The 15198-nt window shown below is 65.3% G+C and carries 20 protein-coding genes; all 20 read right to left on the reverse strand.

Annotated elements, in window-relative coordinates; translation table 11 throughout:
• Nucleotide 1 precedes the first annotated feature (1 nt).
• On the reverse strand, nucleotides 2-2113 hold the full coding sequence (nuoL, locus tag BLT64_RS05345) for an NADH-quinone oxidoreductase subunit L (RefSeq protein WP_011748520.1): 2112 nt from the start codon (nucleotides 2111-2113) through the stop codon (nucleotides 2-4).
• Nucleotides 2114-2119: 6 nt separating this feature from the next.
• Entirely contained in the window at nucleotides 2120-2425 is a 306-nt protein-coding gene (gene nuoK, locus BLT64_RS05350) for an NADH-quinone oxidoreductase subunit NuoK (RefSeq protein WP_010392916.1), read from the reverse strand.
• 99 nt (nucleotides 2426-2524) lie between these two features.
• The gene (locus BLT64_RS05355; RefSeq protein WP_041529947.1) at nucleotides 2525-3127 is read right to left on the reverse strand and encodes an NADH-quinone oxidoreductase subunit J; all 603 of its coding nucleotides are present in this window, start codon (nucleotides 3125-3127) and stop codon (nucleotides 2525-2527) included.
• The gene (locus BLT64_RS05360) at nucleotides 3124-3528 is read right to left on the reverse strand and encodes a carboxymuconolactone decarboxylase family protein (protein ID WP_011748522.1); all 405 of its coding nucleotides are present in this window, start codon (nucleotides 3526-3528) and stop codon (nucleotides 3124-3126) included. Before BLT64_RS05360 ends, BLT64_RS05355 begins: the two co-directional genes overlap by 4 nt.
• On the reverse strand, nucleotides 3525-3917 hold the full coding sequence (locus tag BLT64_RS05365; protein WP_011748523.1) for a carboxymuconolactone decarboxylase family protein: 393 nt from the start codon (nucleotides 3915-3917) through the stop codon (nucleotides 3525-3527). Before BLT64_RS05365 ends, BLT64_RS05360 begins: the two co-directional genes overlap by 4 nt.
• Entirely contained in the window at nucleotides 3914-4405 is a 492-nt protein-coding gene (gene nuoI, locus BLT64_RS05370; protein ID WP_011748524.1) for an NADH-quinone oxidoreductase subunit NuoI, read from the reverse strand. Before nuoI ends, BLT64_RS05365 begins: the two co-directional genes overlap by 4 nt.
• A complete protein-coding gene (locus tag BLT64_RS05375; protein WP_041529948.1) occupies nucleotides 4405-4587 on the reverse strand; it encodes a hypothetical protein in 183 nt (60 codons plus the stop codon). Before BLT64_RS05375 ends, nuoI begins: the two co-directional genes overlap by 1 nt.
• 3 nt (nucleotides 4588-4590) lie before the next feature.
• On the reverse strand, nucleotides 4591-5628 hold the full coding sequence (gene nuoH, locus BLT64_RS05380; RefSeq protein WP_011748525.1) for an NADH-quinone oxidoreductase subunit NuoH: 1038 nt from the start codon (nucleotides 5626-5628) through the stop codon (nucleotides 4591-4593).
• 18 nt (nucleotides 5629-5646) lie between these two features.
• Nucleotides 5647-6414 carry a YNQ4 family lipoprotein gene (locus BLT64_RS05385; RefSeq protein ID WP_011748526.1) on the reverse strand — a complete coding sequence of 256 codons (768 nt, stop codon included), beginning with the start codon at nucleotides 6412-6414 and terminating at the stop codon, nucleotides 5647-5649.
• Between the two features lie 5 nt (nucleotides 6415-6419).
• Nucleotides 6420-8444: an NADH-quinone oxidoreductase subunit NuoG gene (nuoG, locus tag BLT64_RS05390; protein WP_011748527.1), complete on the reverse strand. Its 2025-nt coding sequence runs from the start codon at nucleotides 8442-8444 to the stop codon at nucleotides 6420-6422.
• Between the two features lie 130 nt (nucleotides 8445-8574).
• On the reverse strand, nucleotides 8575-8715 hold the full coding sequence (locus BLT64_RS26750; protein WP_157137436.1) for a hypothetical protein: 141 nt from the start codon (nucleotides 8713-8715) through the stop codon (nucleotides 8575-8577).
• 8 nt (nucleotides 8716-8723) lie between these two features.
• On the reverse strand, nucleotides 8724-9122 hold the full coding sequence (locus BLT64_RS05395) for a DUF5333 domain-containing protein (protein ID WP_041530248.1): 399 nt from the start codon (nucleotides 9120-9122) through the stop codon (nucleotides 8724-8726).
• A 174-nt stretch (nucleotides 9123-9296) separates the two neighbouring features.
• A complete protein-coding gene (gene nuoF, locus BLT64_RS05400; RefSeq protein ID WP_011748529.1) occupies nucleotides 9297-10592 on the reverse strand; it encodes an NADH-quinone oxidoreductase subunit NuoF in 1296 nt (431 codons plus the stop codon).
• 4 nt (nucleotides 10593-10596) lie between these two features.
• Nucleotides 10597-10860 carry a DUF5337 domain-containing protein gene (locus tag BLT64_RS05405; protein WP_011748530.1) on the reverse strand — a complete coding sequence of 88 codons (264 nt, stop codon included), beginning with the start codon at nucleotides 10858-10860 and terminating at the stop codon, nucleotides 10597-10599.
• Nucleotides 10860-11504, reverse strand: a complete 645-nt coding sequence (locus BLT64_RS05410; RefSeq protein WP_011748531.1) for a helix-hairpin-helix domain-containing protein — start codon at nucleotides 11502-11504, stop codon at nucleotides 10860-10862. Before BLT64_RS05410 ends, BLT64_RS05405 begins: the two co-directional genes overlap by 1 nt.
• A 24-nt stretch (nucleotides 11505-11528) precedes the next feature.
• A complete protein-coding gene (gene nuoE, locus BLT64_RS05415; RefSeq protein WP_011748532.1) occupies nucleotides 11529-12248 on the reverse strand; it encodes an NADH-quinone oxidoreductase subunit NuoE in 720 nt (239 codons plus the stop codon).
• Nucleotides 12248-13486 carry an NADH-quinone oxidoreductase subunit D gene (locus BLT64_RS05420; RefSeq protein WP_011748533.1) on the reverse strand — a complete coding sequence of 413 codons (1239 nt, stop codon included), beginning with the start codon at nucleotides 13484-13486 and terminating at the stop codon, nucleotides 12248-12250. Before BLT64_RS05420 ends, nuoE begins: the two co-directional genes overlap by 1 nt.
• A gap of 53 nt (nucleotides 13487-13539) precedes the next feature.
• A complete protein-coding gene (locus tag BLT64_RS05425) occupies nucleotides 13540-14166 on the reverse strand; it encodes an NADH-quinone oxidoreductase subunit C (protein WP_011748534.1) in 627 nt (208 codons plus the stop codon).
• A gap of 3 nt (nucleotides 14167-14169) precedes the next feature.
• A complete protein-coding gene (locus tag BLT64_RS05430; protein ID WP_041529949.1) occupies nucleotides 14170-14703 on the reverse strand; it encodes a NuoB/complex I 20 kDa subunit family protein in 534 nt (177 codons plus the stop codon).
• The gene (locus BLT64_RS05435; RefSeq protein WP_011748536.1) at nucleotides 14694-15059 is read right to left on the reverse strand and encodes an NADH-quinone oxidoreductase subunit A; all 366 of its coding nucleotides are present in this window, start codon (nucleotides 15057-15059) and stop codon (nucleotides 14694-14696) included. The genes BLT64_RS05430 and BLT64_RS05435 overlap by 10 nt, the downstream gene beginning before the upstream one ends.
• Between the last annotated feature and the right edge of the window lie 139 nt (nucleotides 15060-15198).

Raw genomic sequence — 15198 nt, forward strand, 5'->3', positions numbered from 1 at the left:
GTCAGTGCGCGCCCCGCATCATCACCCAGATCAGCAAGCCCACGATGCCCAGAACCATCGCGAAGGCGTAGTGGAACAGATAGCCCGATTGCACCCGGACCGCCGCGCGGGTCAGCCGCGGGATCAAGCCCATGGCCACCCCGTTGATGGTGCCGTCGATGACGGCGCCGTCGCCGCCCTTCCACAGCACGCGGCCAAGCCATTTCGCCGGGCGGACGAAGATGAACTCGTAGATCTCGTCGAAATACCATTTGTTGAGCAGGAACCGATACAGCGCCGGCTGCTGCGCCGCCAGCCGCCGCGGCAGCGACGGGTTGGCGATGTAGAATGTCCAGGCGGTGATCAGCCCCAGCACCATGGCGACGAAGGGCGAGACCTTCACCCAGGCCGGCGCATGGTGCGCCTCGTCCATGATGTGGTTGTCGGGATGCATGTAGATCGCACCGCCGACCGGCGCGGCGATCTCGGCATGTTCGGCCTCGGCGGCCGCTTCGCCCTCGGCGGTCGCGGTATCGGCGACGGCGTGCTCCACCGGAGCCTCGGCGGTCGCGTGCTCTGCTTCTTCGCCCTCGGCCGCTTCGTGATGCGCGCCGGCGATGTGGAAATATTCCGTGACCTTGTGATGGTCGCCGAAGAAGGGACCATACCAGACCATGCCGGCAAAGACCGCGCCGATGGCCAGCACGCCCAGCGGGATCGTCATCACCGGCGGGCTTTCATGCGCATGATCATGGGCGTGATGGTCGCCGCGCGGCTTGCCGTAGAAGGTCAGGAAGATCAGCCGCCAGCTGTAGAAGCTGGTGAAACAGGCCGCGATGACCAGCAGCCAGAAGGCATAGCCGCTGCCCGCATAGGCGCTTTCGATGATCGCGTCCTTGGACAGGAAACCGGCAAAGCCCAGGTGGGTCAGCGGAATGCCGACGCCGGTGATGGCGAAGGTGCCGATCATCATCGCCCAGAAGGTCAGCGGGATCTTCTTCCGCAGCCCGCCATAGTTCCGCATGTCCTGTTCATGGTGCATGGCATGGATCACCGAGCCGGCGCCCAGGAACAGCATGGCCTTGAAGAAAGCGTGCGTCAGCAGGTGGAACATGGCCGCCGAATAGACGCCGACACCCGCCGCCACGAACATGTAGCCCAACTGCGAACAGGTCGAATAGGCGATGACGCGCTTGATGTCGTTCTGCACCAGGCCGACGGTCGCGGCGAAGAAGGCGGTGGTGGCGCCGATGATGACGATGAAGTTCTTGGCATCCGGCGCGAATTCGTAAAGCGGCGACATGCGGCAGACCAGGAACACGCCGGCCGTCACCATGGTCGCGGCATGGATCAGCGCCGAAACCGGGGTCGGGCCTTCCATCGCGTCCGGCAGCCAGGTGTGCAGCAAGAGCTGCGCCGACTTGCCCATGGCGCCGACGAACAGCAGGAAACCCAGCAGGTTCGCGGCGTTCCAGTCGCGCCACAGGAAATGCATCTCGGTCTGCGCGAGCTGCGGCACCTGGCGGAAGATCTCGTCGAACTGGACCGAGCCGGTCAGCCAGTAGATGCCGAAGATACCCAGCAGGAAGCCGAAGTCGCCGACCCGGTTGACGATGAACGCCTTCATCGCCGCGGCATTGGCGCTGGCCTTCTTGTAGTAGAATCCGATCAGTAGGTAGGAGGCGACGCCCACGCCCTCCCAGCCGAAGAACATCTGCAACAGGTTGTCCGCCGTCACCAGCATCAGCATGGCGAAGGTGAAGAACGAGAGATAGGCGAAGAAGCGGGCCTTGTAGTGCTCGTCATGCGTCCAGTTGTCGTCATGGGCCATGTAGCCCAGCGAATACATGTGCACGAGCGCCGAAACGGTGGTCACGACGATCAGCATGATCGCGGTCAGCCGGTCCAGCCGGATCGCCCATTCGGCATGGAAATCGCCGGTCACGACCCAGTCGAGCACCGGGATATGCCGCGGCACGCCGTCGAAGGACAGAAACAGGTACCAGCTGATCAGGCAGCTGAGGAACAGCACGCCCGTGGTCAGGTATTGCGCTGCCTTCTCGCCGATCGCCCGCCAGCCCAGCCCGGCGATCAGCGACGCGATGAGCGGCGCAAAGAGGACGAATTTTTCCATGGCCGCTTATCCCTTCATCACGTTGACGTCTTCCACCGCGATGGTGCCGCGGTTGCGGAAGAAGACCACCAGGATCGCCAGGCCGATGGCGGCCTCGGCGGCGGCGACGGTCAGCACGAACATGGTGAAGACCTGCCCGGCCAGATCGCCCAGATGGGTCGAGAAGGCGACGAAGTTGATGTTCACCGCCAGCAGCATCAGTTCGATCGACATCAGGATGACGATGACGTTCTTTCGGTTCACGAAGATCCCGAAAATGCCGGTGACGAACAATATCGCCCCCACAACAAGATAATGAGTCAATCCGATCATCGTCCTGGTCCCTCCGGGTCGTTCACCCGTTGAAATATCCGTTTGCTACTAGGACCGCCGTGACGATCCCGATGGCTATCGCGGTCCAGCCTGCCGCGTTCAAAGCCCCTGCCCCGGCTTCACGTCCTTCAATTCCATCGTCTTGGCCGGGTCGCGCCACATCTGTTCCAGCACGTTCTGGCGCTTGACGTCCTTGCGGTGGCGCATGGTCAGCACGATCGCCCCGATCATCGCCACCAGCAGCACCAGGCCGGCAAGCTGGAACATCAGCACATAGCGGTCGTAAAGCACGAGGCCGAGGCCCAGGGTGTTCTCGACCGCCGCATCCACCGGAGCGGCGCGCAGGCTTTCGGCCTGGTCCGAGGGCGTCCAGCCCGAGAAGGCGATGCCCAGTTGCGCCAGCAGCACGACGCCAATCACCAGCGCCAGCGGCAGGTAGCGCGCCAGTTCGCCCTTCAGCTCGGCGAAATCCACGTCCAGCATCATGACGACGAACAGGAACAGCACCGCCACGGCGCCGACATAGACCACGACCAGCAGCATGGCGACGAACTCCGCGCCTTGCAGCACGAACAGCCCCGCCGCGGACAGGAAGGCCAGGATCAGCCACAACACCGAATGCACCGGGTTGCGGCCGATCACGACCATGAACCCGGCGACGCAGGCGCTGATCGCGAACAGGTAGAAAGCGAAGGTCATCATTCCTCGTCCTCCTCGGCATAGACGCTCTGGGCGATTTCCAGCGCCTTCTGCATCGCGGGCAGCCCGCCGAACATGCTCATCTGAAAGATCGTCTCGGCGATCTCGCGTTTGGTGGCGCCGGCCGCCAGCGCCTGACGGACGGTCATGCGCAGTTGCGGCTCGGCCAGCGCGCCCTGAACGGTGATCGCGCCGATGGTGAGAAGCAGGCGCGTCTTGGCGTCCAGCCCCTCGCGGTTGAAGGTCTTGCCGAACCACATTTCCAGCATGTCGGCAGGAATGGTCGGCACCAGCTTTTCCATGGCGCGCATGTCGAAATGCTCGAGCGCCGGGTTGAAGGCGCGCGCCATCTCCTGGCCGGATTGCAGCATCTGCTGGAACAGCTTCTGGAAGGCATCGGTCATGGACTTGTTCCTTCCGCTTCGAAAACCTCGATGGCGGCGTTCAACGCGTTGATCGCCGCCGGCATCCCGCCATAGAGGTGCATCTGGAAGATCGCCTCGCAGATTTCCCGCGCGCTTGCGCCCGCGCGCAGGGCCGAGGCCACGTTCACCTTGAGCTGCGGCCGGGTCTGCCCGCCCATCGCCGCCAATGCGCCGACGGTGACCAGCAGCCGGGTCTTCAGATCCAGCCCCTCGCGCGCATAGACCTCGCCCATCCCGTGACCCACGACCGTTTCGGCCACCGCATCGGGCAGCCAGCGGCCATAGCGGTCGCGCAGGGCCACCTCCATCCCCGGATTGAGATGCTCGGCCAGGGCGCGGCCGCGCTGATATGCGGCGTCAGCGGTCATCTGTAGGGCGCATCCAGTTGCAGGTTGCGGGCGATCTCGGCCTCCCAGCGTTCGCCGTTCGCAAGCAGCTTCTGCTTGTCGTAGAACAGCTCCTCGCGGGTTTCGGTCGCATATTCGAAGTTCGGACCCTCGACGATGGCATCGACCGGGCAGGCTTCCTGGCAGAAGCCGCAATAGATGCATTTCGTCATGTCGATGTCGTAGCGCGTGGTCCGGCGCGAGCCGTCCTCGCGCGGTTCGGCGTCGATGGTGATGGCCTGTGCCGGGCAGACCGCCTCGCACAGCTTGCAGGCGATGCAGCGTTCCTCGCCGTTGGGATAGCGGCGCAGTGCGTGTTCGCCCCGGAAGCGCGGCGACAGCGGGCCCTTTTCATGCGGGTAGTTCAGCGTCGGCTTGGGCGACACGAAATAGCGCATCCCCAGGCCGAAGCCCTTGATGAAATCCCACATCAGGAAATATTTGGTCGCACGGGCGAAATCGAAGGCCATCAGAAACGCTCCCCTTCCCTGGGGGCCGCGAAACGGTCGAACGCGGCGACATAATCCCGAATGCGGGCGCCGTCCTGCGCTTGTTCCGCACTGTCCAGATTGTTGGCGAGGAAATGCGCCAGCTCCACCTTGTCGGTCTCACTGGCTTTGGCAAATGCCTCGGCTAGCTTGTTGGAATACATGGCTTATCCTCCGACCGCAAAGCGGGCCCAGAAGCCGCCCAGGATTTCGTAGCGGGCCAGGATCGCCACCAGCACCACCCAGCCCAGCGACAGGGGCAGGAACACCTTCCAGCCGATGCGCATCAGCTGGTCGTAGCGGTAGCGCGGCACGATCGCCTTGACCATGGCGAACATGTAGAACCAGAACCACATCTTGATGACCATCCACCACCAGCCGTCGGCGATGAACGGCACCGGCGACAGCCAGCCGCCGAAGAACAGCAGCGACAGGAGCGCGCACATCAGATACATGGCGATATATTCGCCCGCCATGAACAGCAGGTAGGGCGTGGACGAATATTCGGTCATGAAGCCCGCGACCAGTTCGGACTCGGCCTCGACCAGGTCGAAGGGTGGGCGGTTGCACTCGGCGAGCGCCGAGACGAAGAACAGCACCACCATCGGCAGGTGCGGCAGCCAATACCAGTTCAGCAACCCGTAATCGCCGCGCTGCGCCTCGACGATGGCGGTCAGGTTCATCGAGCCGGTCGAGATGATGATCCCGATGATGATCAGCCCCAGCGACACCTCGTAGGAGATCATCTGCGCCGCCGACCGCAACGAGGCGAGGAACGGATATTTCGAGTTCGAGGCCCAGCCGCCCATGATGACGCCGTAGACCTCGAGAGAGGAGGCGGCAAAGATGAACAGGATGCCCACGTTGATGTTCGCCATCACCCAGCCTTCGTCGAAGGGGATGACCACAAAGGCGAACAGCGCCAGCATCATCGACAGGAAGGGCGCCAGGAAATAGACGAACTTGTCCGCGCCGGCCGGAATGACGATTTCCTTGACGATGTATTTCAGCGCGTCGGCGAAGGTCTGCAACAAGCCCCAGGGGCCGACCACGTTCGGGCCGCGGCGCATCTGCACCGCCGCCCAGATCTTGCGGTCGCCATAGACCATGAAGATCAGCGAACCCATGACGAAGGCGATGACCGCCAGACCCTGCAAGAGCATGCTGAGCGCGAAACCGTAGGGCGAGGCCCAGAATTCAGCCATGATCTTTCGTCCCTCTCATCACGCCGCGGGAATGCCGCGTGCCTTGCATTCCTGCAAGGTCTGTTTCGTTGTCATCACCGTCAGGCCCATCGGTTTTTTCTCGGAAAGCGTGAATACCGAACCGACGACCATCTTGCCGTTGCGCTTGTCCCGGAGCGTGCGGATGTGCCGGGCGTAGGACGCCCCTTTCGCATCGGCCCAGCTGGCCAGCGCGCATGTGGCATAGGCGAAGGCGGTGTCGGCGTCCACCCCGCCGCGCAGGTTTGCCGTAACTTCCACCAGGCTGTCCGCCCCCTTGCGCGAACTGGCCAGCGCGGCGACCTGCGCGCCCTGGAAATCCTGGGGATCGGCCTCGAAACTCACGGGCAGGTTCAGCCGCAACGGGCGGGAACGGGCCGAGAATGCAGCCAGCGCCTTTTCCTGCGCCGTGGGCTCGCGCTTGCGCACCGGGGCCATGTTTGGCAGGCCGGACAGGTCCAGCTCCAGATTCGCGTTCAGAGCCATCAACTCGGCCTCGGTCACCGCGAAGGCGTCGCGGCCCTCGGGGCTGTCCAGCGCCATCTCGCTGACCGAACCGTCGGGTTCGAGAATCAGGATCTCGCCGGATTTGGTCGAGATCCGGCCCCTGGTCAGCGTCTTCTTGTCCGGCGCGCCTGCGTCACTTTGCAGCACCGCCACGCCCAGTTCGGCCGGCTTGGGCCGCGGGCGCGCATCCTTGGTCTCGGCGCAGCCGGCCAGCAGGGCCAGGGCGCCGATACCGCTCAGAAGGGCAAGGCGGGGCCGCATCCCCGTCACTCCGCCGCCAACGGCGCCGGGGCCTTGCGGGCCGCGGCCATCGCCGAAAGCTCACCCATCAGCGGCGAGGAGCGCGCAATGGGGTTGGTCAGGTAGAAATCCCTGATCGCGTAGCGGAAGCTTGCCTGCCCCAGGTCGAACCGGCCGAGCGGTTGCCATTCGTTCTGCGGCACCTGGTCGATCTGCGCCAGATGCGGCACGGCCTCGACCAGCTTGCGGCGCAGGCCGGCAAGGCTGTCCCAAGGCTGGGTCGCGCCCAGTTCGGCCGAAAGGGCACGCAGGATCGCCCAGTTTTCCTTGCCTTCGCCCGGCGCGAAATTGGCGCGCATCGCCAGTTGCGGCCGGCCTTCGGTATTCACGAACAGGCCGCTTTCCTCGGTATAGCAGGCGCCGGGCAGGATGATGTCGGCGCGATGCGCCCCGCGGTCGCCATGGCTGCCCTGATAGATGACGAAAGGCCCCTGATCGATGTCGACCTCGTCCGCGCCGAGGTTGTAGACCACCTCGGCCCCGTCGATGGCGGCCAGCAGCCCGCCCTCGGTCACGGCGCCGACATCCATGGCGCCGACGCGGCCGGCGGCGGTGTGCAGGATCAGCAGCCCGGAATTCGAATTCTCGGCCAGCTTCATGGCATGGGCCAGCACCGCCTCGCCATCCGCCTCGCGGATCGCGCCCTGGCCGACGATCACGATGCTCGGCCTGGCCTTGGTCTCGTCGCTGATCTCGCGCGAGGACAGGCTTTCCAGCGCCGCGCGGTCGGTGCCGACATGAGCATAGTCATAGGTCAGATCGACCGGCTCGCCGACCAGCCCGACCTTGGCGCCCTTGCTCCAGGCCTTGCGGATGCGGGCGTTCAGCACCGGCGCCTCGTCGCGCGGGTTGGTGCCGATCAGCTGGATCATTTCGGCATCGTCGATGTCCTCGATCCGCGCCGTGCCGACATAGGCCGAGCGGTTGCCTGCCGGCAGCCGCGCGCCGTCCACGCGGCATTCGACCTTGCCGCCCAGCCCCTCGACCAGTTGCTTGAGACTGAAGGCGGCTTCGGCCGGGACCAGATCGCCGATCAGGCCGGCAATCTTCTTGCCCTTCATCGCGCGGGCGGCGGCCTCAAGCGCCTCGGGCCAGCTGGCCGGGCGCAACCGGCCGTTCTCGCGGATATAGGGCCGGTCGAGGCGCTGGCGGCGCAACCCGTCCCAGACGAAGCGGGTCTTGTCGGAAATCCATTCCTCGTTCACGCCGTCATGGTTGCGCGGCAGGATGCGCATGACTTCGCGGCCCTTGGTGTCGATACGGATGCTCGATCCCAGCGCATCCATCACGTCGATGGATTCGGTCTTGGTCAGTTCCCAGGGCCGCGCGGTGAAGGCATAGGGCTTGGAGACCAGCGCACCGACCGGGCAGAGGTCGATGATGTTGCCCTGCATGTTCGATTCCAGCGTCTGGTTCAGATAGCTGGTGATCTCGCTGTCTTCGCCGCGGCCGGTCTGGCCCATTTGGGTGATGCCCGCCACCTCGGTCGTGAAGCGCACGCAGCGCGTGCAGGAGATGCAGCGGGTCATGTGCGTCTCGACCAGCGGGCCGAGGTTCAGGTCCTCGGTGGCGCGCTTGGGCTCGCGGTAGCGGCTGAAATCGACGCCATAGGCCATGGCCTGGTCCTGCAGGTCGCATTCGCCGCCCTGGTCGCAGATCGGGCAGTCCAGGGGATGGTTGATGAGCAGGAACTCCATCACCCCCTCGCGGGCCTTCTTGACCATGGGCGAGTTGGTGCGGATCTCCGAGGGCGCGCCCTCGGGACCGGGGCGCAGGTCCTTGACCTGCATGGCGCAGGACGCGGCGGGCTTGGGCGGGCCGCCCACCACCTCGACCAGGCACATGCGGCAGTTGCCGGCGATCGACAGCCGCTCATGATAGCAGAAACGCGGCACCTCGATCCCGGCCATCTCGCAGGCCTGGATCAGGGTCATGTTGGGATCGACCTCGATAATCGTGTCGTCGATCTTGATCTTGCGAAGATCTGCCATCTTGTCTTCCCTTATCCCTCGCGCCCGGAGATCGAGCCGGAACGATCTCCGGCAGGTTTCGCGCGATGTAAATGCTGGCCGAAGGCTGGCCCGGTTTTCTGTGGCGCTGTCGGTTCCATCCGCCCCGTCGTCATGGCTGCGGCTCCTGCACGGAAACGGTCGCGCGGGCGGCGTCCTGCCCTGGCCGCGACGCGCGCTCGCCGGCAAAGCCGTCTGCGGCGATCATCGCCGCCGCTGCCGCCGCCATCAGGGCAATACCGATCCGGTTCATCCACGTCTTCATTTCGCCACCAACAGGCTGCCGATTACGGTGTTCCGCGCGATCTCCTGCCGGCCGATGCGGCAAAAGCTCTCGGGTTCCGCGGCCTTGGCGCCCTGACGGGTCAGGTAATCCTCGGCCACGGCATAGATGCGCTGCTTGTCCGGCCTGCTGTCCAGGAAAGCGTCGATCTCGGCGCGGGAATAGCCCTTGCTCTCGGCATAGCGCTTGAGCTTGCGCGCCTCGCCATAGGCATAGAGGATGCGGCCGTCGATGCTGGGACAGGTGCGGCGGATGCGATCGGCGATGCGCGCCGCGATCAGCCGGTCGTTGATGTATTTCTCCTGAGACAGCGGCTCCAACGCGGCGGCAGGCGTCGCCAGCGTCGCGGCGATCAGCGCGGCAGGAATGAGTTTCATGGCAGATGCTTCCTTCATGGGATGGACCTGGTCCATAACACGAAGGCACCGCCGGGGTTCGACACCAAGGGGTGAGCGCCGCGTGATCCGGCCCGGCCGACACGCGCGCAGGCGCGGGCTTTCCCCCCGAGGGGTCAGCCATGCCGGAATCAGGGGGCCGGTTGCCATCGCCGTTTACTCCGCCGCCATCGCGCCCATGCGGCCGGTGCGCTTGGCCTTGATGCGGTCCTCGATCTCTTCGCGGAAATTGCGGATCAGGCCCTGGATCGGCCAGGCCGCCGCATCGCCCAAGGCGCAGATGGTATGGCCTTCGACCTGCTTGGTCACGTCGAAGAGCATGTCGATTTCCTCGACCTCGGCATCGCCGCGCACCAAGCGCTCCATCACCCGCATCATCCAGCCGGTGCCTTCGCGGCAGGGGGTGCACTGGCCGCAGCTTTCGTGCTTGAAGAACTTGGACAGCCGCCAGATCGCCTTCACCACGTCGGTCGACTGGTCCATGACGATCATGCAGGCGGTGCCGAAGGACGAGCGCAGCTCGCGCATGCCGTCATAGTCCATGATGGCGTTTTCGCATTGCTCGGCGGTCAGCACCGGGCAGGAAGCGCCGCCGGGGATCACCGCCTTGAGGTTCTTCCAGCCGCCGCGGATGCCACCGCCATGCTTTTCGATCAGCTCGCGCATGGGAATCGACATGGCCTCTTCGACCACGCAAGGAGTGTTGACATGGCCGGTCAGGCCGAACAGCTTCACGCCCGCATTGTTCGGCCGGCCGAAGCTGGCGAACCACTCGGCGCCGCGGCGCAGGATGGTCGGCACCACGGCGATCGATTCGACGTTGTTCACCGTGGTCGGGCAGCCGTAAAGGCCCGCGCCCGCCGGGAAGGGCGGCTTCATGCGCGGCATGCCCTTCTTGCCTTCCAGCGATTCCAGCAGCGCGGTTTCCTCGCCGCAGATATAGGCGCCGGCGCCGTGATGCAGGTATAGGTCGAAATCCCAGCCCGAACCGGCGGCATTGCGGCCCAGAAGGCCCGCGTCGTAGCATTCGTCGATGGCGGCCTGCAGCGCCTCGCGCTCGCGGATGAACTCGCCGCGGATATAGATATAGGCGGCATGGGCGCCCATGGCGAAGCTGGCAATCAGCGCGCCCTCGATCAGCGTGTGCGGATCGTGGCGCATGATCTCGCGGTCCTTGCAGGTCGCGGGCTCGGATTCGTCGGCATTGATGACCAGGTAAGAGGGGCGGCCGTCCGATTCCTTGGGCATGAAGGACCATTTCATGCCGGTCGGGAAGCCGGCGCCGCCACGGCCGCGCAGGCCCGAGGCCTTCATCTCGTCGATGATCTTGTCGCGCCCGCGCTGGATGATCGCGGCGGTGCCGTCCCAATGGCCGCGCTTTTTCGCGCCGGCCAGGCTGCGGTCGCCCATGCCGTAAAGGTTCGTAAAGATCCGGTCCTGATCGTTCAGCATCGTCTTATCCTTGTCCCTGCGAGGACGCCTTGCGCCGCCGCCAGATCCGAAAGGTCACCAAAAGCGACCAGATCAAGGCCCCAATCGCCGCCAGATCGGCGAGAAAGGCATATTTCGCGGGCCAGTCCTGCTGGCCCCCCAGCCATTGCACCCCCAGCCACAGCGCCATGGTGACGGCGATCACCGCCGCCACCAGACGCATCTGCCGGGCATCCGCCGCAGCGGTCCCACCCGCCTGCGACGCCGCATGTCCTGCCGGGCGGGCCATCAGCCGACCTCGCCCTTGTCGACGCGGCGGGAATGGCCGGTCTCGCCCCCCGCCGCCAGCAATTTCGCCTGGCCGACCCAGTCGTCGGCCTCGATCCGCCCGCCCATCCGGCCCAGCCGCTGCGCGAAATCGTCAACGGTGGCGGGGTCCCATGCGGCGATCTGGTCATAGCGCGTCACGCCCTGCGCGTTCAGCCAGTCCGAGATCTTGGGGCCGATGCCCTTGATCCGCTTCAGATCGTCGGCGCCCCGCGCGACCTTGGCCGCAGCGGCAGGCTTGGGTTCGGGCCGGTGCTCGACAAGCGGCTCTGCCGGCATCGCCCCGGCGACGATGGGCATCTGCGCCTCCGAGGTGAAGGGCTCGGGCCCCAGCGAGCCGCCGACCAGCAGGGTCTCGGGCTGGCGGTCCACGGCGGCGCGCTGCCAGTCGGTGCCGGTCAGGCCGGCGCCCTCCTCGAACAGTTCGGGCCGTTCATGGCAGACCAGCCAGACCATCAGCGCCCCGAACAGCACGAAGGTCACGACGCCCAGGAACAGCCCGGCCAGCCAATGCAGATCGCCGATGCCGGCGGTGAACAACAGCACCACCACCCCAGCGATTGCCGCCGAGATCCAGCAGTTCCTGTTGCACTCTGCCCGTTCCATCGCGACCCGCCTGCTCCCTTTCGATTAGACGCCGTTCTGCGTGGCAAGCCAAGGCGTCGTGATCGGCACCTCGGTGCCGTCGATGCGCTTGATCGAGTCGCCCAGCCGCAGGGCGCGCGCCACGCTGGCGTTATGCGCCTCGCCGCCCTTCAGATCGGCCAGCGCCGTCGGGCCGCCCAGGGCCTCGGCAGAGAACCGGCCGTTCTGCGGACCCGGCACCGGAACCTCGCCCGCCGCAAAGCGGTCGATCAGCGCCGCGAGCTTCTCGACCGTCAGGTCCTCGTAGAAATCCTTGCCGATCTGGGCCATGGGCGCGTTGGTGCAGGCGCCAAGGCATTCGACCTCTTCCCAGCTGAACCGGCCGTCCGCCGACAGCGCATGCGGCTCGGGCGCGATCTTTTCCTTGCAGACCCGGATCAGATCCTCGGCGCCGCAGATCATGCAGGTCGTGGTGCCGCAGATCTGGATATGCGCGACCGAGCCGACCGGCTGCAGCTGGAACATGAAATAGAAGGTCGCGACCTCCAGCGCCCGGATATAGGGCATGCCCAGAAGGTCGGCACAATATTCGATGGCGGGGCGGCTCAGCCAGCCCTCTTGTTCCTGCGCGCGCCACAGGACCGGGATGATCGCCGATTGCTGGCGGCCTTCCGGGTATTTGGTCATCTGGGCACGGGCCCATTCGAGGTTGGCGGGCGTGAACTCGAAGGAGTCCGGCTGGATGGGGGACAGACGGCGCAGCATCAGCGGTCAACCTCTCCGAAAACGATGTCGAGCGTGGCGATGATCGCCGGAACGTCGGCCAGCATGTGGCCGCGCGACATCCAGTCGATCGACTGGAGATGCGCAAAACCCGGCGCCCGCAGCTTGGCACGCCAGGGCTTGTTGGTGCCGTCGGCGACCAGATAGACGCCGAACTCGCCCTTGGGCGCCTCGACGGCGGCATAGACCTCGCCCGCCGGAACCTTGAAGCCTTCGGTGTAAAGCTTGAAGTGGTGGATCAGGCTTTCCATGTCGCGCTTCATCTCGGCGCGCCTGGGCGGGGTCAGCTTGCCGCGGGCCAGCACGTCGCCCGCCGGCTCGGCGCGCAGCTTCTGCACCGCCTGCTGCATGATCTTGCAGGATTCGCGCATCTCGGCCATGCGGCACAGATAGCGGTCGTAGCAGTCGCCGTTCCTGCCCACCGGGATCTGGAAGTCGAATTCGTCATAGCATTCATAGGGCTGCGAACGGCGCAGGTCCCAGGCCAGGCCCGAGCCGCGCACCATCACGCCGGTATAGCCCCAGTCCAGCGCGTCGGCCTCGGTCACGATGCCGATATCGACCAGGCGCTGCTTGAAGATGCGGTTTTCCGTCAGGAGCGTGTCGAGGTCGTCGACCAGCTTCGGGAAGCGCTCGCACCATTCCTCGATGTCGTCCAGGAGGTCGGGCGGCAGGTCCTGATGCACCCCGCCCGGGCGGAAATAGGCGGCATGCAGCCGCGCCCCGCAAGCGCGCTCGTAAAAGATCATCAGTTCTTCGCGCGCTTCGAACCCCCAGAGCGGCGGGGTCAGCGCGCCCACGTCCATGGCGCCCGTGGTGACGCCCATCAGGTGGTTCAGGATGCGGCCGATCTCGGAATAGAGCACCCGGATCAGGCTGGCGCGGCGCGGGATCACCGTGCCGGTCAACCGCTCGATGGCCAGGCACCAGGCATGTTCCTGGTTCATCGGCGCCACATAGTCCAGCCGGTCCAGATAGGGCAGGTTCTGCAGATAGGTGCGGCTTTCCATCAGCTTCTCGGTGCCGCGGTGCAGCAGGCCGATATGCGGATCGGCGCGCTCGACGATCTCGCCGTCCAGCTCCAGCACCATGCGCAGCACGCCATGGGCGGCCGGGTGCTGCGGGCCGAAGTTGATGTTGAAGTTGCGAATGCTCTGCTCGCCGGTCAGGGCGTCCATCGAGCCGTCGTCATAGCTGTTCTTGCGGATGTCGCCGTCCATGGTCAGCCCTCAAATCCGATGCGGGACGCACAGCCCGTGCTGCGCGGCTGCGGTCACTTCTTCGCCTCCGGCGCCTTCTCGTCGCCCGGAAGCACGTATTTCGCGCCCTCCCAGGGGGACAGGAAGTCGAACTGGCGGTATTCCTGAACCAGGTTCACCGGCTCGTAGACCACGCGCTTCTCGATGTCGCTCCAGCGCACCTCGACATAGCCTGTGGTCGGGAAATCCTTGCGCAGCGGGTGGCCGCGGAAACCGTAATCGGTCAGGATGCGGCGCAGGTCCGAATGGCCCGAGAACAGGATGCCGAACAGGTCGAAGACCTCGCGCTCATACCAGTTGGCGCCGGGGAATACGCCGATCAGGCTGGGAACCAGCTCGTCCTCGCGCACCTGGACCTTAACCCGGATGCGCTGGTTTTGATACATCGACAGCAGGTGATAGACCACGTCGAAACGCGCAGGCCGTGCCGGGTTGTCCACGGCGGTAATGTCGATCAGCGTGGAAAAGCGGCAGTTCGGATCGTTGCGCAGGAATTCGATCAGGCCGATCACGCCCGACAGCGTGGCATTGACCGTCAGCTCGCCGAAGGCGACCTGGGTCGAGATCACGTCGTTCTCGCGGCGGAGCGCGATATGCTCGGCCAGTTCCAGCAGGGCTTCGTCAGAGAGGGCTTCGGACATGGCTCACCTCACCAGCGTGCCGGTGCGCCGGATGCGGCGCTGAAGTTGCAGGATGCCGTAGAGCAGCGCCTCGGCGGTCGGCGGGCAGCCCGGGACATAGATGTCCACCGGCACGATGCGGTCGCAGCCGCGCACCACCGAATAGGAATAATGATAGTAGCCGCCGCCATTGGCGCAGCTGCCCATCGAGATGACATAGCGCGGCTCGGGCATCTGGTCATAGACCTTGCGCAGCGCCGGGGCCATCTTGTTGGTCAGCGTGCCCGCGACGATCATCAGGTCCGACTGCCGCGGCGAGGCGCGCGGCGCGGTCCCGAAGCGTTCCAGGTCATAGCGCGGCATCGAGGTCTGCATCATCTCGACCGCGCAGCAGGCCAGGCCGAAGGTCATCCAGTGCAGCGAACCGTTGCGCGCCCAGTTGATGATGTCCTCGGTCGTGGTCAGCAGGAAGCCCTTGTCCTGCAACTCTCGGTTCAGCTCGGCCGTGGCGAGGTCACGGTCGGCGCCTGCGGTGTTCAGGCCGGTCATCACGCCCATTCCAGCGCCCCCTTCTTCCATTCATAGGCAAAGCCCACGGTCAGAACGGCCAGGAACACCATCATGCCCCAGAAGGCCACGTCCGACAGGCTGGCAAAGCTGACCGCCCAGGGGAACAGGAAAGCGACTTCGAGGTCGAAGATGATGAACAGGATCGACACCAGATAGAAGCGCACGTCGAACTTCATCCGCGCGTCGTCGAAGGCGTTGAAGCCGCATTCATAGGCGCTGACCTTTTCCGGGTCCGGGTTGCGTACGGCGATGACCGCGGCGGCCAGAATCAGCACGATGGCAAGCGCCGAGGCCATTCCCAGAAAAACCAGGATCGGCAGGTATTCTTGCAGCAGGTATTCCACTGGGTTGGGCTCCCTTTCGCTCGCAGGAACCCGACTGGCGCCCCGCGATGGGTTTGGCTAAGGTCCGTTTATCCCCGGTCGCGGATATGGTCAACGGTGCCACCCCGCGTCAGACCGGCTTTGCAGCCGCTGCGACACG

Source organism: Paracoccus denitrificans (assembly GCF_900100045.1).
Classification (GTDB): Bacteria; Pseudomonadota; Alphaproteobacteria; order Rhodobacterales; family Rhodobacteraceae; genus Paracoccus; species Paracoccus denitrificans.